We start from the raw sequence: 16582 nt of genomic DNA, 5'->3' as shown, positions 1-16582 counted from the left end.
ATCGGTTGCCTAGTTCGCGACACGTGCCGCTATACGCAACCGAGCATCGAGGAGGAGGACTCATGGGTCAAGAGGTCGGTTCCGGCCGGGCGAGTGCCCCGCTCCTGACCCGAACCCCGATCCGGGGCCGAACCCCCGTCACTCCCCCACGTACGCCGCCAGATGCTCCGCCGTGAGCGTGCCCCCCGCGGCGACGAGCTCCGCGGGCGTCCCCTCGAACACGATCCGTCCGCCGTCGTGGCCCGCGCCCGGACCGAGGTCGATGATCCAGTCGGCGTGGGCCATGACCGCCTGGTGATGCTCTACGACGATGACGGACTTGCCGGAGTCGACGAGCCGGTCGAGCAGGCCGAGGAGTTGTTCGACGTCGGCGAGGTGGAGGCCGGTGGTCGGCTCGTCGAGGATGAACACGCCGCCCTTCTCCCCCATGTGGGTCGCCAGCTTCAGCCGCTGCCGCTCACCGCCGGACAGCGTCGTGAGCGGCTGCCCGAGGGTGAGATAGCCGAGCCCGACGTCCGAGAGCCGCTCCAGAATCCTGTGCGCGGCCGGCGTGCGCGCCTCACCGGTGCTGAAGAACTCCTCCGCCTCCGTCACCGGCATCGCGAGCACCTCGCTGATGTCCCGCCCGCCGAGGCGGTACTCCAGCACGGAGGCCTGGAACCGCTTCCCCTCGCACTCCTCGCAGGTCGTGGCGACCCCGGCCATCATCGCGAGGTCGGTGTAGACGACTCCCGCGCCGTTGCAGGTGGGGCAGGCGCCCTCGGAGTTGGCGCTGAACAGCGCCGGCTTCACCCCGTTGGCCTTCGCGAACGCCTTGCGGATCGGCTCCAGCAGTCCGGTGTACGTCGCCGGGTTGCTGCGCCTGGAGCCGCGGATGGCGCCCTGGTCGACGGACACGATCCCCTCCGCGGCCGGGATCGACCCGTGCACCAGCGAGCTCTTGCCGGAGCCCGCGACCCCGGTGATCACGGTCAGCACCCCGAGCGGGATGTCGACGTCGACGTCCTGGAGGTTGTGCGTGCTCGCGCCGCGGACCTCCAGCGCGCCGGTGGCCTTGCGGACCGTGTCCTTGAGTCCGGCCCGGTCGTCGAAGTGGCGGCCGGTGACGGTGCCGCTGGTCCGCAGCCCCTCGACGGTCCCCTCGAAACAGACCGAGCCACCCGCCGTACCGGCCCCGGGGCCGAGGTCGACGACATGGTCGGCGATCACGATCGTCTCCGGCTTGTGCTCCACGACGAGCACCGTGTTGCCCTTGTCCCGCAGGCGCAGCAGCAGGTTGTTCATGCGCTGGATGTCATGGGGGTGCAGCCCGATCGTCGGCTCGTCGAAGACGTAGGTGACATCGGTGAGCGACGAGCCGAGGTGGCGGATCATCTTGGTGCGCTGCGCCTCGCCGCCGGACAGCGTGCCCGAGGACCGGTCGAGGGAGAGATAGCCGAGCCCGATCTCCACGAAGGAGTCGAGGGTCTCGCCCAGCGCCGTCAGCAGCGGCCCGACCGACGGCTCGTCCAGGGCCCGCACCCACTCGGCGAGGTCGCTGATCTGCATGGCGCAGGCGTCGGCGATGCTGATCCCCTTGATCTTCGAGGACCGGGCCCCCTCGCTCAGCCGGGTGCCCTCGCACTCGGGGCAGACCATGAAGGTGATCGCGCGGTCCACGAACTCACGGATGTGCGGCTGCATCGACTCGCGGTCCTTGGCGAGCATCGACTTCTGGATGCGCGGCACGAGACCCTCGTAGGTCATGTTGATGCCCGCGATCTTCATCCTGACCGGCTCGCGGTACAGGAAGTCCTGGAGCTCGCGCTTGGTGAACCTCCGGATCGGCTTGTCCGCGTCGAAGAAGCCGGACTCGCTGTAGAGGCGGTAGTTCCAGCCGCCGGCCTTGTAGCCGGGGATGGTCATCGCGCCCTCGGCGAGCGACTTGGAGTCGTCGTAGAGCTGGGTGAGGTCGATGTCGTTGACCGTGCCCCGGCCCTCGCAGCGCGGGCACATGCCGCCGACGATGCTGAAGCTGCGGCGCTCCTTCACGGTCTGTCCGCCGCGCTCCATGGTCACCGCGCCCGCTCCGCTGATCGAGGCGACGTTGAAGGAGAACGCCTTGGGCGAGCCGATGTGCGGGGTCCCGAGTCTGCTGAAGAGGATCCGCAGCATGGCGTTGGTGTCGGTCACGGTGCCGACGGTGGAGCGCGGATCGCCGCCGAGGCGCTGCTGGTCGACGGTGATGGCGGTGGTCAGTCCGTCGAGGACGTCGACCTCGGGCCGCCCCAGGGTCGGCATGAAGCCCTGCACGAAGGCGCTGTAGGTCTCGTTGATCAGCCGCTGCGACTCGGCGGCGATGGTGTCGAAGACCAGCGAGCTCTTGCCGGAGCCGGAGACTCCGGTGAAGACCGTGAGCCGGCGCTTCGGGATCTCGATGCTGACGTCCTTGAGGTTGTTCTCGCGCGCCCCGTGCACGCGGATCAGGTCGTGGCTGTCAGCGGCGTGCCGGTCGCCCTCAGTGGCCTTGCTCATGGTGACGTGTCCTCCCGTTTTCGACAGCTTCGAACATTACGTCGGCGCGCGCGCCTCAGCGCAGCTCCTGGACGCGGATCACGTTGCCCGCGGGATCGAGAAAGGCGCAGTCCCGGATGCCGTGCGGCTGCTCGATCGGCTCCTGGATCACCTCGGCGCGGGCCTGGAGCCGCTCGAAGACCGAGTCGAGGTCGGGGGTGGCGAGCAGCAGCTCGGGCTCCTCGCCCGCCGGGCGCAGCACGACCGAGGTGCCGGCCGGGCCCGCGGGGCCGACAGTGATCCGGCGCGCCGGCCCCTGGCCCACGTCACCGCGCACCTCGAAGCCCAGCACGTCCCGGTAGAAGGCCAGGGAGGCCTCCGGGTCGTCGTGCGGGAGGAAGCTCGCCCCGATCGTGATGTCCATGTCCGTCACGCTAGCCACGGCCCCCCGGCCCGCGCTTCTCGAATCCTGACCGGTCCGCCGGTCTCAGCGCACCAGGCCCGCGATGTGCGCCGTGACGGTGTCGAGGATGTCCTCCCAGGCGGCCGCGTCGCCGAGGACGAGGTAGTTCAGGGTGAGCCCGTCGGTCATGGCCGCGAGATAGCGGGCAAGCACGGAGACGGGCACGCGCAGCTCCAGATCCATGTGCCCCCGCAGCTGCTCGATCAGCTCGGCGTACGCCTCGCCGTACAGCTCGTACTGCCGCCTGGCCAGGTGCTCGAAGCCGGGCTCGCGCAGGGCGTACTGGGTGAGCTCATAGGTGAGCATGTGCGCCTCGGGGTGGGCGCGGACGTGGTCCCAGTAGGCCCGGAAACCGGCGGCGACGGTCTCCTCCAGGGTGTCCCTGGGGCGCAGCGCCTCCTGGACCACGCTCACCGACTGATCGGTGAGCGTGGTGATCACGGCCTCGATCAGGGCCTGCTTGGAGTCGAAGCAGTAGTGGAAGACGCTCAGGGACACGCCGGCCTCGGCGGCGATGGACCGGGTCGTCGTCCTCGCGACGCCGTCCCGGGCCATCGCCCTGATCGCCGCTTCCGTCAGCTGTCTGCGCCGCTCGGCCGACGGCATGCGTGCCATGCGATCCCCCGCTGTCCTGTGAATCAGCCGCTGTGGACGCCCACCTCGTAGAGCGAGTATCCCCAGTCGGTACCGCGGTCGAGACCGTGGACCCGGACGTAACGGGCCGGGGTGCCCGCGAACCTGGCCGTGTCGAGCCCGCCGTCACCGGCGGTCGTCGACCAGGCGGTCGTCCAGTTCGTCCCGTCCGTCGACAGCTCGATCCGGTACGACTTCCCGTACGCCCGCTCCCAGTCGAGCGTGACCCTGGAGACCAGGTTGGTGGCGCCGAGGTCGACCTGCCACCACTGGTCGTCGCTCCAGTCGCTCGCCCAGCGGGAGGAGTCGTCACCGTCGACCGCCCGTCCCGGCTGATAACTGGTGAACGGGTTGGACTCCGACGAACTGGCCGTCGCCGTCCTCCCGTCGGCGAGGTTCACCGACGCCTGGTGCCGCTCGGCGGCGCCCCAGGTGTCCAGGTAGGACTCGGCGCCACGGAACAGGTCGTCGACCACACCCTGTCCGCCGACGAGCCGGATGTCCTCGATCCAGTCCGGGATCATGCCGACGTGGGCGGCCCCGTCGGTGTTGAAGTCGAAGGTGCGCTGCCCGGAGGTCTGCTTGTCGATGACCGAGCCGCCGTCGACGCTCTTGAAGGGGTACGTCACCTTGTGCGCGGCGTCCGCTCCGCGCGGTGCGGGGTGGTCGCCGATGCCGTTGAAGTCGGTGCCGTAGCCGTAGCCCACGCCATATTTGTCGCGCAGTGCGTCGGTGCGCTTGGCCTCCGCGGCGAACCCTTCGGAGCCGTGCATGTACTGGGCGACGAAACCGCCGAGGGAGTAGACCCGCTCGGTCCAGTTGAGGTCCATCCAGCTGTGCGAGGAGAGCACGCCGGGGTAGTTCGCGGCCTCGAAGATGTCGAGGACCTGGCCGGTGGCCTTGACGCTCATGTGGTCGATCTCGAGCATCATCTTGCGTTTCATCATGCCGCGCACGGCGTACTCGCCGAGATCGGTGAGCCCGCGGACGTTGCACTGCGCGGCCTTGTCGTACTCCGGGACCTCGGTGCCGGCCGGCAGGTCGGCCTCCGCCTCCGAGGCGGCCGTACCGATGGGGTTGTCGTGCTGCGGGCCCTTACAGGTCTCGGTCTTCCAGAAGGTGCCGGTGGACAGGAACTGCCCGACGTTGATGGCGGTTCCGAGGCCGCCCTCGTCGAAGCGGACACCGCACAGGGCGTTGTCGAACTTGTGGCACAGGAACATCGAGCGCACGCCAAGGCCGTAGAGCTCGTCGAGCCCCTTGTCGATGTCCGCCTTGCTGCACTGGCCGATGTCGAGGATCTGCTTGCAGCCGAACGGCTCGGAGGTCTCGACGCCGAGGACGACCGCCAACTTGCCCTGCTCGATGACCTGTCGGGCCTGCGCGCTGTCGGTGACGATCCGGAACCAGCCCTTGCCGGTGCCGCCGTACATCCTGTCGACGAAGGCCTGGAGGTCGTACGTCATCCTGGCCTGGAGGCGGATCGAGGTCATCTCGTCACAACTGCGGTCCTTGAACGGGTAGACCGAGCAGATCATGCCGTTGGTGACGAGGTCGTTGACGAGCACCCGCTGGCCGCCGCGCCAGGCCCGCTCCACCCAGGCGTAGTAGTTCGCCTGATGAGTCATCGAGTCGTACGCCGGCCAGTCCTTGAAGGTCGGCCAACCGGTCGGGTCGTGCTTGCCGTCGCCGCCGTGGGTGATGTAGTCGAAGAGCGCGAGGCTGCCGTCGGGGTAGTGCTCGGGGCAGTCCTTGAGCGCGTCGGCAACTCCGGACTCGGAGTACACCTTGCCGCAGATCAGCCGCCCGCCGAAGGCCTCGTTGGAGAAGAGGTGGTTGTGGGCGTCGACGAACCCCTTCACCTCACCGGCGGAGTTGGTGCCGGTGAAGGGCGCTCCGGTGACGTTGACCCCGGCGTCGGGGGTGGGCCTGGCCGTCGGTGTCCACCAGTCGGTGGCCGCCGAACTCGGCGTGGGGCCGAGGATGGCGGCCAGCACCAGGAAGAGCACGGAGACGACGGTCATCTTCTTGCGTCTGCTGTTCTTGCCTCTGCGGCAGGAGCGTCCAGCCATGGCCCACGTCCCTCGGTCGGCGGGGGCGCCGTCGACCGAGGGCGTTTTGACTGCCCTTGGAGTTGTCATGACCGGCGCAATAGATGCGTCGAGGATCGCGACCCAGCGCGTTCCGAGTCAAGAGTCCGGGACAGTTGACCTGATACCTGGGGGTCATCAACCGTTCACGCAGGCCGCTCCGTTGAGAGTGAAAGCGGCGGGGGCGGTGTTCGTGGCGCCCTTGGTGCCGATGAACCCGACGGTGACCGAACCTCCGGCGGCGATGGTGTTGGTGTAGGAGGCCGGTGTGACGGTCACCGAGCCACCGCTCTGTGCGGCGGTCCCGCCCCACATGGTGGAGACCGTCTGCCCGTCGCCGAAGGTGAAGCCGAGCTTCCAGCCGGTGATCGCGGCGGTGCCGGTGTTGCGGATGACGATCTCGCCCTGGAAGCCGCCCTGCCACTCACCGACGACCCGGTACCCGACGGAGCAGCTCCCGGCGGGCGCGTTGGCGGTGGTGACGCCGACCGTAGCCGAGCGGGCCGACCGGTTGCCGGCGGCGTCCCGGGCGTAGACGGCGAAGGAGTAGGCCGTGCCCGCGGTCAGGCCGGTCACGGTCACCGAGTTCGTCGTGGAGGCCGCGGCCTTGGTCTCGGTGCCCCCGCTGACGCGGACGACGTCGTACCCGGCCACGCCAACGTTGTCAGTGGACGCCGTCCAGGTCAGCCGGGCCGAGGTCGCCGTCACCGCGGAGGCGGTGGGAGTGCCGGGGGCGGTCGGGGCCTGGGTGTCGGTGGAGCCGCCGCCGAAGATCGTGGCTTCCTTGGCGGTCTGGGCGATGCCGTTGGCACCGTTGAAGACGCGCTGACCCCATGACGTCATCCGCGCCGGGTCGAAGTCGAGCACCAGGTCGAGGACCGGATCGGTGTTGCCGCTCCAGGACCAGGCCAGATAGCCGATGTGGAGCTGCTCGGCGGTGGCCATCATGGTGTCCTCGTCCGGATCGCCCCACTGGTCGGCGGGCCCGCCGAACTCCCCGATCACGATCGGCAGTTTGGCGCTCACGAAGGCGTTCAGGTAGTCCGTGACCTCCGCCGCGGTGTCGTAGACGCTGTACATGTGGATCGAGAAGATCAGGTTGCCGGTGGTGTCGGCCGCGTACACCGACTGGGCGTTGGTGCGCATGACCTGCTGCCAGTCCTGGCCCCAGTTGGGCGCGTCCACCATGATCGTGTGCGCGAGGCCGGCGTTCCGCAGCTTCTGGATCGCGGCGATGGTCGGGGCGGTCCAGCCGGCCGGGTCGGTGTTGCCCCAGGGCTCGTTGCCGATGTTGATGACGATGTAGTTCTCCTGGCCGGCGAGCACGTTCTTCAGGCCGATCCAGTAGTCGGCGGCCTGGTCGAGGGTGCCGGCGGCGCTGTCCTCGCCGTATCCGGTGGTGTCGTGCACCTCCAGGACGCAGATGAGCCGGTTGGCCTTGCACTGGGCGACGACGTCGGCCACGTCCGAGGCGGTGTTGGCGGTCCAGCGATGGCCGTCGGCGAGGACCACGCGGACGGTGTTGGCGCCCTGCGCCTTGATGTCGGCCAGCGACCCCAGCTCGTTCGGGTACCAGGTGTGGGCGTGGTTGACACCGCGCATCACGAAGTCGTTGCCGTTGCCCTCGACCAGGCGGCCGTTGCTGATGTGCAGACCGGCGGCCTGGACGCCGGGCTCCTGGGCGGCCTGGGCCGTGCCGGGACAGAGGGCGCCGAGCACCACCAGCCCGACGAGGGCCGCCAGCCGGGCCAGGAGGGTCCTTAAGGGGTTCGTTCTCGTTCTTCTCATTGCGGCTCCAGAGGTGGGCGAGGCAGTCGGGAGGAAAGCATGGGAGCGCTCCCATAGAGCCACTCCGTCAAGTACACGTCAAGATGCGCGACGGCAAAGGGCCGCGACCGCGCATAGGGTTCCGAACCTCGACCACCGCACCTGGGAGGCACGTTGACCACGCGACCCGTCGACCCCGAGGCCGTCAACGCCGAGGCCTGGCACGCCTACGGCGACCACCATCTGCGGCGCGGCACCGTGCTGCCGGAGCTGGAGCGGTTCGACTGGGGCCCGGCAGGCACCGGCCCGGGCGCCGGGATCCTCGGTGACCTCGCCGGGCGGCGGGTGCTGGACCTCGGCTGCGGACCGGGCCGGCACGCGGCGCACCTCGTCCGGACGTACGGCGCCTCGGTGGACGCGGTCGAGTCCTCCCCCACCCAGCACGAACGCGCCCGCGCCCGCTACGACTCCCTGTCCGGTCTGCGCCTGATCAGGTCCGACGCCGTGGAACACCTCGGCACAGCGGAACCGTACGACGTCGTCTACTCCGTCAACGCGGTGCCGTACATCGATCCCCGGCGGCTGCTGCCCGCCCTCGCCACCGCGCTCCGGCCCGGCGGGACGCTGTGCTTCACCGTGCTGCACACCAACTCGCGCGGCGACGGCCCCTCCCGCGTCGTCGAGTCCCGGCCCGAGCTGCTGCGGCTCGCCGGGGGCGGCGAGACGACCGTACGGATGTGGGTGCTGACTCCGGAGCTCTGGACGGACCTGCTCGGCGAGCACGGTCTGCGCGTCGAGGGCGTCGACGTCCTCGACGCGCCGGAGGACGGCAACCACGCCTCGTACCGGATCTTCCGGGTGACCCGGCCCGTCCGGGTCTCCTCCCGTCCGCGCACCGATCGGGGTCCGGTGCCGCACGCGGCGATCGGGGTCGGCGCCATCCTGCACGGCCCCCAGGGGTTGCTTCTCGGCCGGCACCGGCGCGGCACCTGGGAGCTGCCCGGCGGCACGGTGGAGCCCGGGGAGTCGCTGCGGGAGACGGTCGTACGCGAACTCCGGGAGGAGACCGGGATCGGGGCCCGGCCGGCCGACGTCCGGCTGCTGGGCACGCTCCTCGACGACGTCGACGGCGTGGTGCGGATGACCGTGGCCGCACAGGTCACCGCGTGGCGGGGCGAGCCCTGCGACCAGCCGGACGAACGCGTCGGCGACTGGCGCTGGTTCGCCCTGGACCGGCTCCCGGAGAACCTGTTCGTGTGCAGCGCCCAGGGTCTGACCGCCTGGCGCCCGGACCTGCCGATCGACCACACACCCGCCCACTTCACGCCGTACGCCCACTGACGCCGTGACGGGCGACGCTCGCCCCGTCGCGGCCCGCCCGCTCCCTGGGCTCACGGAGCAGAGACCTACACTCGGTCCGTGCTCTTCATCGCCGGCGGCCAGACCGTTTATCAACTCAGCGAGAAGTTCGGCGAGTCCGATGCGATTGTCTGGATCGGCCTACTCGTGATCTGGTCAGTGTCGGCCAAGTGGAGGCAGCCGGCCGTGGCACAGGGCGAGGACCCGAACCGCCTGCAGCAGCTCGGCCGCAAGCGGTCGCGCCGGATGGCGGTGTGTCTCGTCGCAGCTGCCATCCTGTGGCCCGTTCTTGGCTTCTTCTTCCTCCTCGACTTCGGCTGCGACTTCGCCTCGTGCTAGTGCGTGCCACGCGGTGAGGCCTCCGACGAGAGGAAACCTGATGAGAACGGATGACCGTATCGAGCTCAAGGATGTGCTGGCCGACTGGCTCGACTATGACGTCGCGGCGTTCCGGCTCGGTGTCTTTCTGGGCGCCTTTCCGCGTGACCAGAAGTTCTCCTCGGTGAAGCGGATGTTCTGGGTGGACGGGTATCCGCTGGGCGACATGCTGGTGGACATCCTGGACCGGATGGCGCAGGCCGGAGTTCTGCTCAAGGATGAGGAGGACTCGCGGTACAAGTGGAACCCGGCGCCCGTCGACCTGTCCTGAGGCCCGCCGCCCGAGTACCGGACCGTGCAACCCCCTCGCAACCTTCCCCGTGCTGCACTCGGCGACCATGGACGAGGATTCCGGACCTGCCGTGTACGACGAGGTGCCGCGCGTCGAGCTCACGCCCGCGGCCGCCGAACTGCTGCGCCGGTTGCGCGGGGCGCACGGGCCGCTGATGTTCCACCAGTCGGGCGGCTGCTGCGACGGCAGCGCCCCGATGTGCTTCCCGGAGGGCGAGTTCCGCACCGGCGGCTCGGACGTGCTGCTCGCCGAGCTGGACGTGGAAGGGGTCGGGGAACCGGTGACCTTCTGGATGTCGAGGAGCCAGTACGAGGTGTGGGCCCACACCCGGCTGATCGTCGATGTGGTCGCCGGCCGGGGCAGTGGATTCTCTCTCGAGGCACCCGAGGGGGTGCGTTTCCTCATCCGTTCGCGTGTGGTCGACGCCGAGTAGCCCCTCGGGTCGCCGTCGTCTGGTGCACTTCCCCTGAGTTCTGGGACAGTTGACACGACCTCAGGGGAGAGCTGTGACGCACCGTCAAAGACGTTCCGGCGCAGGCAGATCGGTACTCACGTTTCTCGCGGCATTCGGCACGCTGGCCGGCGCGGCCCTGGTGGGGGCGGCCCCGGCCGGCGCCGCGCCGGGGTGGACACGGCTCGCGACGGGCGTGCAGTACGAGCAGTTCGACATCTCCGCGGCCGCGGGGCCGGCGCACGCCCATGTGATCCGAGTGGATCTGAGCGAGCCGGGGGTGCGGGTGGAGCTGCTGTATCCGGGGGCGGTGGCCGCGCGGGCCACGGTGTCCCGGCTGGCCACCGCACAGGGCGCCCTCGCCGGGGTGAACGGCGACTTCTTCAACATCTCGGAGGCCCAGCATCCCGGCGTCGAGGCCACCGGCGCGAGTGTGGGCCCCGCGATCGCGCAGGGCCGTGACCTCAAGGCGGCGGTGCCGAAAGGGCAGCGCTTCGGGCCCGCGCTGCCGCCCGGCACGAGCACCAGGGACGTGTTCGGCGTGGGCACCGACCGTCGGGCCCGCCTCGACGACCTGGCGCTCGACGGGTCCGTGCGCACCCCCGAGGGGCAACTGCCGCTCGGCGGGCTGAACCAGTACGCGCTGCCCGTCGGTTCGGTCGGGGCGTTCACCTCGGACTGGGGCAGCGCGTCCCGGGTGCGCGCGATCTGCGGGACGGACCGGGACCGGGCCGCCCCGTGCAGCACGGACACCTACGAGGTGACGGTCCGGGGCGGGCAGGTCGTCGCCGCGGCCGACTCCCCGGGCAGCGGGCCGATCGCCGACGGCACCACCGTGCTCGTGGGCCGGGAGGCGGGCGCTCAGCATCTGCGGAAGCTCTCGGTCGGCTCGGCGGTGACCGTGCAGCACCGCCTGGTCGCGGCCTCGGCGGGAATCGCGTACCGCTTCGCGCTCGGCGGCTATCCGGTGCTGTACGGCGGCCTTCCGCTGCCCGGCCTCGACGACTCGACGTCGGCCGTGCGCACGGCGGTGGGGATCGCGGACAGCGGCCGGCGGCTGTATCTCCTCGCGCTGGACGGGGCGGCCGACTATCGCAGTGGGCTGACGATCGCCGAAGTCGCCGACGCCATGCGGACGTTGGGCGCGGTGGACGCCTTCAGCCTGGACGGGGGCGGCTCCACGACCATGGCCGCCCGCAAGCCGGGCACCAGCACGGTCACCGCCCTCAACCACCCCTCGGGCGGCGCCGAACGGCCCGTTCCGAACGGCATCGGAGTCTTCTCGACGACCTGACGCGGCCCCGGTCAGGGACGCAGACCGCTGACGATGTCGGCTGTCGCCGTGACGCCGCTGTGAATGGTGGGCGCGAGGCTCGTACCGGCCAGATAGAACCCGAGCAGCGCGCACACCAGGGCGTGCGAGAACTTGAGTCCGCCGCTGCGCAGGAAGATCACCGCCAGGATCAGCAGCAGCACCAGTACCGAGATGGAAATCGCCATGGACAGCCTCCTCCGCCACGCCGCCGGGTCCGTTTCGCGGCGTTCGGCCGCAAGTGTGGCGTAGCGGAGGGTTCGTCCGGGCGGCTGAGGTGTCCTCCGAACGAGTGGTGTCCGCGCCCGCTCGCAGGCGTCTATCGGTGGGTGTCCAGGAAGGCCTCCAGGCCCGCCAGGTCGTCGGTGTTGAAGTAGTCGACGTCGGCGGCGAGGAGCTCGGTCCACAGCGCGTCCCGGGCGGGGCCGGCCAGGTCCGGAGTGGCCCAGAACCGCACCTTCTGCCCGCGCGTGTGGGCCTGCCGGACGATGCTCCGCAGCTTCTGCCGCTCGGTGTCGGGGAAGGCGCCCTCGCCGAGCCAGGTGAAGTTGAGCGTCCAGTTGTCGCTGATCAGCGGAATGAGGGAGGCGGGCGCCGCGGTGCCGAGGTCGGCGAGCCGGCCGTCGTAGAAGGCCCGGCGCACTCGCTGGGCCTCCAGCGGGACGCGGGCGGCGCGGTCGCCGGAGATCACGGCGGTGACCGGACCGGGGACGACCTTGCCGTGCACGTACGTGGTGAACAGGTGCCTGTACCGCCGCAGATGGCGGTCGAGTTCGAGGTAGGTCGAGGAGCCCTCGGTCTTGATGTCGACGAGCAGTTGGAGCGGACGGCGGTAACCCCGGTACACGGACCCGTGGTTGGCCTTGACGATCCTGGCCAGCGGGTCGAGGTAGAGGGACTCCAGAGTGCGCGTCGGGTCGAGGTCGTCCACGGTGTGGCCGATGAGGAGCTGGTCGCCGACGAGGAAGATGTCCGCCTCGACGCTGCCGAAACGGTGGTCGAGAGCGTCGAAAAGGGGGCGCGGGTGTTCGTAGTCGTTGTGGGCGTGGGCGCGCCACAGCGGACGGGGGCGGTGCTTGGGGCTGGCGGCCCACGCACCGGCGGCGGGCGGGGCAAGGGTCGCCGCGGCCGCGGCGCCGAGGGTGGTGAGGGCTCTGCGACGGGTGATGAGGGCCATGTTCTGCCTCCCTGTGGGGCGGGTCGGAACCACAGGGAGTATGGGGCCCTTCGGCCGTCAATGGACCTGTACGTGCCAGGAGTTGGCCGGACCGCCGCCACCCGTTCACTCCTTCCGCGCAGCCGCACGGAAAAGCCCGCCCCAGGTGGGGCGGGCTTCACCGTCGTTCGCCGGGTGACGCTCAGGGCGCCTGGAGGTCGACGAGTTCGGCCAACCGGGCGCGGTGGACGCCCGCGGTGCCGTAGGCGATCGAGTCGGCCTTGGCCCGCTTGAGGTACAGGTGGATCGGGTGCTCCCACGTCATGCCGATCCCGGCGTGCAGTTGGAGCGCCTCCTCGGCGGCGTGCACGGCGACGGAGGCCGCGTAGGCCTGCGCGACGGCGACCGCCACGTCGGTGTCCTCACCCGTCGCGAGCGCGTCGGCGGCGTTGCGGGCGGCGGCCCGGAGGTTGACGACCTCCAGCCACAGCTGGGCGAGCCGGTGCTTGAGCGCCTGGAAGCCGCCGACGGGCCGGTTGAACTGCTTGCGCTCCTTCAGGTAGCGCACGGTCTCGGTCAAGGTCCATTCGGCGAGCCCGAGTTGCTCGGAGGCGAGCAGCCCGGCCCCGGCCCGCAGGGCCCGGTGCACGGCGACCTCGGCGTCGCCCAGCAGGCGGCCCGGAATCCCGTCGAGGCTGACGGTCGCGAGCGGCCGGGTCAGGTCGAAGGGGATCTGCGGGGTGACGGTCGCGGCGGAGGCGTCCACCGCGTACAGCCCGCCGTCGTCCGCGGGCACCAGCAGCACATCGGCCGCCTGGGCGTCCGCGATGGCGGTCAACTCCCCGTGCAGGGCGCCGCCTTCATGGCGTACGACCTGGTAGGCGCCGCCCGGGGCGACGTTCAGCGCGACGGCGAGGGCACCGATCCGGCGCCCGGACGCGAGCTCGGCGAGCAGGTCGCCGGTGTCACAGGCGAGCAGCGCCTCGGTGGCGACGACCGCACTGGTGAGATAGGGAACGGGAGCGACCGCGCGCCCCAACTCCTCCAGGACGACGGCGACTTCGCGGTGCGAGGCGCCCTGACCGCCCTTGTCCTCCGGGACCAGGAGTCCCGCGAGGCCCATGCCGTCCGCGAGGGCCTTCCAGGCCGCGAGGTCGTGCGGGGTGTCCGACTCGGTGCGGGCGATCACGCCCGGCGCGTCGCAGTGGTCGGCGAGCAGGTCCCGTACGGCGGCCCGCACCGCCTCTTCCTCCTCCGAGTACAGCAGGTCGGGCTGTGTGCTCATCGGGCCAGGTCCTTCCAGGCGACGTCCTTGTCGGTGCGCGGCTCGGCCGGGAGGCCAAGGACGCGCTCGGCGACGATGTTCAGCAGGACCTCGCTGGTCCCGCCCTCGATGCTGTTGCCCTTGGAGCGCAGGTAGCGGTAGCCGGCGTCGCGGCCGGTGAAGTCCACCAGCTCGGGGCGGCGCATGGTCCAGTCGTCGTACAACAGGCCTTCCTGGCCGCGCAGTTCGACCTCCAGGCCGCTGATCTCCTGGTTGAGGCGGGCGAAGGCGAGCTTCATGCCGGCGCCCTCGGGCCCGGGCTGTCCGGCGACGAGCTGCTGGCGCAGTCGTTCGGCGGTGAGGCGGGCGACCTCGGAGTCGACCCAGAGCTTCAGCAGGCGCTGGTGCAGGTCCTGGGTGCGCAGTTCGGGGCGCTCGCGCCAGGTCTTCGAGACCGGGCCGATCATGCCGCCCTCGCGGGGCAGCCGCATGCCGCCGATGGCGACGCGCTCGTTGTTCAGCGTGGTCTGCGCGACCCGCCAGCCCTCGCCGATCTCGCCGAGGCGGCGGGAGTCGGGGATGCGGACGTCGGTGAGGAAGACCTCGTTGAACTCGGCCTCGCCGGTGATCTGCCGCAGCGGGCGGACGTCGACGCCGGGGTCGGTCATGTCGCAGATGAAGTAGGTGATGCCCGCGTGCTTGGGCACGTCCGGGTCGGTGCGGGCGATGAGGATGGCCCAGCGCGAGTTGTGGGCGCCGGACGTCCACACCTTCTGCCCGTTGACCACCCAGTCTCCCCCGCTCTCGGCTTCGCTCGAGCGGGAGGGGCCCCCATCCTCACGCACCGCTCGCGTGCCGAGCGCGGCGAGGTCGGATCCGGCGCCGGGTTCGCTGAACAGCTGGCACCAGACCTCCTCGCCCACCCACAGGGGCCGCAGATAGCGCTGCTTCTGCTCCTCGGTGCCGTACTTGAGGATCGTCGGCGCGGCCATGCCGAGGCCGATGCCGTTGCGCCGCGGGTCGTTGTCGGGAGCGCCCGCGGCCTCCAGCTCGGCGTCCACGACCACCTGGAGGGAACGGGGCGCGTTCAGTCCGCCGAGGCCTTCCGGGTAGTGCACCCAGGCGAGCCCCGCGTCGAAGCGGGCCTTGAGGAAGTCGAGCCGGTCCGTGCTCGCGGGCGGATGCGCGGCCAGCAACTCTGCGGTGCGGCGCTGGAGTTCGGCTGCGTCGGTCATGCCTGCGCTCCCGTGGGTACGACGGCGATCCGGCCCGTGGTCACCCCGTCGCCGAGGCGCTGCACGGCGTCCGCGGCCCCGGCCAGCGGCACCCGCTCGCTGATCAGCGGCTTGATCGCGCCCCGGGCGGCCAGTTCGGTGAGCTGCTCGTGGCAGTGCTGGACGAGCTTCGGGTTCTTGGTGTTGTACAGGCCCCAGTGCAGGCCCAGGATCGCGTAGTTCTTCACCAGGGCGTGGTTGAGGCCCGGGCTCGGGATGGTGCCGCTTGCGAAGCCGACGACCACGATCCGCCCCTCGAAGGCGACGACCTTGGTCGACTGCGTGTAGGCCTCGCCGCCCACCGGGTCGTAGATCACATCCGCGCCCCGGCCCCCGGTGGCCTCCTTCACGGCGGCGACGACGTCCTCGCTCCGCCGGTCGACCACCACGTCACAGCCCAGCTCGCGGGCCACGGCGGCCTTCTCGGCGCCGCCGACGACACCGATGACGGTGGCGCCGGCGGCCTTGCCGAGCTGCACGGCCGCGCTGCCGACCCCTCCTGCGGCAGCGTGGACGAGCAGCGTCTCACCGGCTTCCAGACGGGCCCGCCGGTGCAGTCCGAACCAGCCCGTCTGGTAGCCGATGTGCAGCGCGGCGGCCTCGGCGTCGTCCAGCGAGTCCGGCGCGGACAGCAGGGCGGCGGCGTCCGCGACGGCGTACTCGGCGAAACCGCCGTACGGCAGCGCGGGGTTGGCGATCACGCGCCGGCCGTCCTCGGTCTCGCCGCAGATCTCCACGCCGGGCGTGAAGGGCAGCGGCGGGCGGACCTGGTAGTGACCGCGGCACATCAGCACGTCCGGGAAGTTGATGTTCGCGGCGCGCACCTTCAGCAGGACCTGGCCGTCGCCAGGTACGGGCCGCGCCACCTCCGCGAGGCGCATCACCTCGCTCGGCTCGCCGTTCTCGTGCACTTGCCAAGCCTGCATGGGGGGCCTCCACGGGACTGCGTCGTCATGCCGGGGTCTGACCGGGGTCCTCCGCATACTAAGCGGTCGCTTGCCGATCAGGGAACAGTCCGCGGGGAAAGTGTGGGCCTGCACACCGAGGGGCCGCGCAGCGGTTGCGCGACCCGGTGAGCCTGAACAGGGTGACAGGGACGAGTCGGGCACCCGTCCCCCACCGGGCGGCCCCCGACGATCCCCGGAAAGGACCCGCGCACATGACGGTCATCAACAGTCCGCTGCCGGACAAGGAACGCGACATCGCGGGGACCGCCCTGCAGGCGACCCTGGTCGACCTGCTCGACCTGTCCCTGGTAGCGAAGCAGGCGCACTGGAACCTGTACGGGCCGCGCTTCCGTTCCATCCACCTCCAGCTCGACGAGGTGGTCACCACCGCCCGCGCATACGCCGACACGGTGGCCGAACGCGCCGCGGCCCTGGGGGTCAGCCCGGACGGCCGGGCCGCCACCGTCGCGGCCACCAGCGGCGTCCCGGAGTTCTCACCCGGCTGGACGAAGGACGTGGACGCCGTCGGCGCCCTGGTGCGGGCCTTCTCCGCGGTCGTCGAACGGGTACGGGAACGCATCGAGCAGACCGGCCCGGCGGACGCCGTGACCCAGGACCTGCTGATCGGCCTCACCGCCGAGCTGGAGAAGCAGAGCTGGATGTTCCAGGCCGAGCACGGGGGCTGAGTCCGCCGAACGGCCTC

Annotated in this window: 16 protein-coding genes; 6 read left to right on the top strand and 10 right to left on the bottom strand. The window is 70.8% G+C overall.

All coding sequences use genetic code 11. The annotated features are described in order from the left end of the window. Positions 1-138: 138 nt before the first annotated feature. The 5 genes from D1369_RS35625 to D1369_RS35605 all read right to left on the bottom strand — a co-directional run bounded on the left by D1369_RS35625 (position 139) and on the right by D1369_RS35605 (position 7467). Positions 139-2514 carry an excinuclease ABC subunit UvrA gene (locus D1369_RS35625; protein WP_007380368.1) on the bottom strand — a complete coding sequence of 792 codons (2376 nt, stop codon included), beginning with the start codon at positions 2512-2514 and terminating at the stop codon, positions 139-141. Between the two features lie 55 nt (positions 2515-2569). Further along, positions 2570-2917 (bottom strand): VOC family protein, encoded by a 348-nt coding sequence (locus D1369_RS35620; protein ID WP_037903092.1) that lies wholly within the window; start codon positions 2915-2917, stop codon positions 2570-2572. 63 nt (positions 2918-2980) lie between these two features. After that, entirely contained in the window at positions 2981-3571 is a 591-nt protein-coding gene (locus tag D1369_RS35615; RefSeq protein WP_037899145.1) for a TetR family transcriptional regulator, read from the bottom strand. 23 nt (positions 3572-3594) lie between these two features. Beyond that, positions 3595-5661, bottom strand: a complete 2067-nt coding sequence (locus tag D1369_RS35610) for a discoidin domain-containing protein (RefSeq protein ID WP_106433476.1) — start codon at positions 5659-5661, stop codon at positions 3595-3597. A gap of 156 nt (positions 5662-5817) precedes the next feature. Beyond that, on the bottom strand, positions 5818-7467 hold the full coding sequence (locus tag D1369_RS35605) for a cellulase family glycosylhydrolase (protein ID WP_007380372.1): 1650 nt from the start codon (positions 7465-7467) through the stop codon (positions 5818-5820). A gap of 153 nt (positions 7468-7620) precedes the next feature. Between D1369_RS35605 and D1369_RS35600 the strand changes: the two genes are divergently transcribed. The 5 genes from D1369_RS35600 to D1369_RS35580 all read left to right on the top strand — a co-directional run bounded on the left by D1369_RS35600 (position 7621) and on the right by D1369_RS35580 (position 11220). Next, positions 7621-8787, top strand: coding sequence for a bifunctional class I SAM-dependent methyltransferase/NUDIX hydrolase (locus D1369_RS35600; RefSeq protein WP_037899147.1), 1167 nt, complete (start codon positions 7621-7623; stop codon positions 8785-8787). Positions 8788-8865: 78 nt separating this feature from the next. Further along, the gene (locus D1369_RS35595) at positions 8866-9144 is read left to right on the top strand and encodes a hypothetical protein (protein WP_007380374.1); all 279 of its coding nucleotides are present in this window, start codon (positions 8866-8868) and stop codon (positions 9142-9144) included. 40 nt (positions 9145-9184) lie between these two features. Further along, complete coding sequence (locus D1369_RS35590) at positions 9185-9454, top strand: hypothetical protein (RefSeq protein ID WP_037899149.1); 270 nt, start codon at positions 9185-9187, stop codon at positions 9452-9454. 67 nt (positions 9455-9521) lie between these two features. Continuing rightward, positions 9522-9908, top strand: a complete 387-nt coding sequence (locus D1369_RS35585; protein WP_202476928.1) for a DUF779 domain-containing protein — start codon at positions 9522-9524, stop codon at positions 9906-9908. A 73-nt stretch (positions 9909-9981) separates the two neighbouring features. Continuing rightward, positions 9982-11220, top strand: coding sequence for a phosphodiester glycosidase family protein (locus D1369_RS35580; RefSeq protein WP_007380377.1), 1239 nt, complete (start codon positions 9982-9984; stop codon positions 11218-11220). Positions 11221-11231: 11 nt separating this feature from the next. Here D1369_RS35580 and D1369_RS35575 read toward each other — a convergent pair whose 3' ends face one another. The 5 genes from D1369_RS35575 to D1369_RS35555 form a co-directional block, all read right to left on the bottom strand. Further along, positions 11232-11426, bottom strand: a complete 195-nt coding sequence (locus D1369_RS35575) for a hypothetical protein (protein WP_007380378.1) — start codon at positions 11424-11426, stop codon at positions 11232-11234. Between the two features lie 131 nt (positions 11427-11557). Continuing rightward, on the bottom strand, positions 11558-12415 hold the full coding sequence (locus tag D1369_RS35570) for a phosphatidylinositol-specific phospholipase C/glycerophosphodiester phosphodiesterase family protein (RefSeq protein ID WP_118082830.1): 858 nt from the start codon (positions 12413-12415) through the stop codon (positions 11558-11560). Between the two features lie 181 nt (positions 12416-12596). Next, positions 12597-13679 (bottom strand): acyl-CoA dehydrogenase family protein, encoded by a 1083-nt coding sequence (locus D1369_RS35565; protein ID WP_007380380.1) that lies wholly within the window; start codon positions 13677-13679, stop codon positions 12597-12599. Beyond that, a complete protein-coding gene (locus D1369_RS35560; protein WP_007380381.1) occupies positions 13676-14893 on the bottom strand; it encodes an acyl-CoA dehydrogenase family protein in 1218 nt (405 codons plus the stop codon). The genes D1369_RS35565 and D1369_RS35560 overlap by 4 nt, the downstream gene beginning before the upstream one ends. Then, positions 14890-15858, bottom strand: coding sequence for an NADPH:quinone oxidoreductase family protein (locus D1369_RS35555; protein WP_007380382.1), 969 nt, complete (start codon positions 15856-15858; stop codon positions 14890-14892). Before D1369_RS35555 ends, D1369_RS35560 begins: the two co-directional genes overlap by 4 nt. A gap of 233 nt (positions 15859-16091) precedes the next feature. Here D1369_RS35555 and D1369_RS35550 point away from each other — a divergent pair, with 233 nt between their 5' ends. Then, positions 16092-16565, top strand: a complete 474-nt coding sequence (locus D1369_RS35550; protein ID WP_007380383.1) for a DNA starvation/stationary phase protection protein — start codon at positions 16092-16094, stop codon at positions 16563-16565. The last annotated feature ends 17 nt before the right edge of the window (positions 16566-16582 follow it).

This window comes from Streptomyces sp. CC0208, assembly GCF_003443735.1.
Classification (GTDB): Bacteria; Actinomycetota; Actinomycetes; order Streptomycetales; family Streptomycetaceae; genus Streptomyces; species Streptomyces sviceus.
This window is presented reverse-complemented; position numbering and strand designations above follow the sequence as displayed.

Bases quoted from the DNA above. Each gene is read 5' to 3' on its own strand.
- D1369_RS35550 (WP_007380383.1), top strand. From the start codon at position 16,092: ATGACGGTCATCAACAGTCCGCTGCCGGACAAGGAACGCGACATCGCG.
- D1369_RS35605 (WP_007380372.1), bottom strand. From the start codon at position 7,467: ATGAGAAGAACGAGAACGAACCCCTTAAGGACCCTCCTGGCCCGGCTG.
- D1369_RS35610 (WP_106433476.1), bottom strand. From the start codon at position 5,661: ATGGCTGGACGCTCCTGCCGCAGAGGCAAGAACAGCAGACGCAAGAAG.
- D1369_RS35585 (WP_202476928.1), top strand. From the start codon at position 9,522: ATGGACGAGGATTCCGGACCTGCCGTGTACGACGAGGTGCCGCGCGTC.
- D1369_RS35590 (WP_037899149.1), top strand. From the start codon at position 9,185: ATGAGAACGGATGACCGTATCGAGCTCAAGGATGTGCTGGCCGACTGG.
- D1369_RS35570 (WP_118082830.1), bottom strand. From the start codon at position 12,415: ATGGCCCTCATCACCCGTCGCAGAGCCCTCACCACCCTCGGCGCCGCG.
- D1369_RS35555 (WP_007380382.1), bottom strand. From the start codon at position 15,858: ATGCAGGCTTGGCAAGTGCACGAGAACGGCGAGCCGAGCGAGGTGATG.
- D1369_RS35625 (WP_007380368.1), bottom strand. From the start codon at position 2,514: ATGAGCAAGGCCACTGAGGGCGACCGGCACGCCGCTGACAGCCACGAC.
- D1369_RS35620 (WP_037903092.1), bottom strand. From the start codon at position 2,917: ATGGACATCACGATCGGGGCGAGCTTCCTCCCGCACGACGACCCGGAG.
- D1369_RS35615 (WP_037899145.1), bottom strand. From the start codon at position 3,571: ATGGCACGCATGCCGTCGGCCGAGCGGCGCAGACAGCTGACGGAAGCG.
- D1369_RS35565 (WP_007380380.1), bottom strand. From the start codon at position 13,679: ATGAGCACACAGCCCGACCTGCTGTACTCGGAGGAGGAAGAGGCGGTG.
- D1369_RS35575 (WP_007380378.1), bottom strand. From the start codon at position 11,426: ATGGCGATTTCCATCTCGGTACTGGTGCTGCTGCTGATCCTGGCGGTG.
- D1369_RS35560 (WP_007380381.1), bottom strand. From the start codon at position 14,893: ATGACCGACGCAGCCGAACTCCAGCGCCGCACCGCAGAGTTGCTGGCC.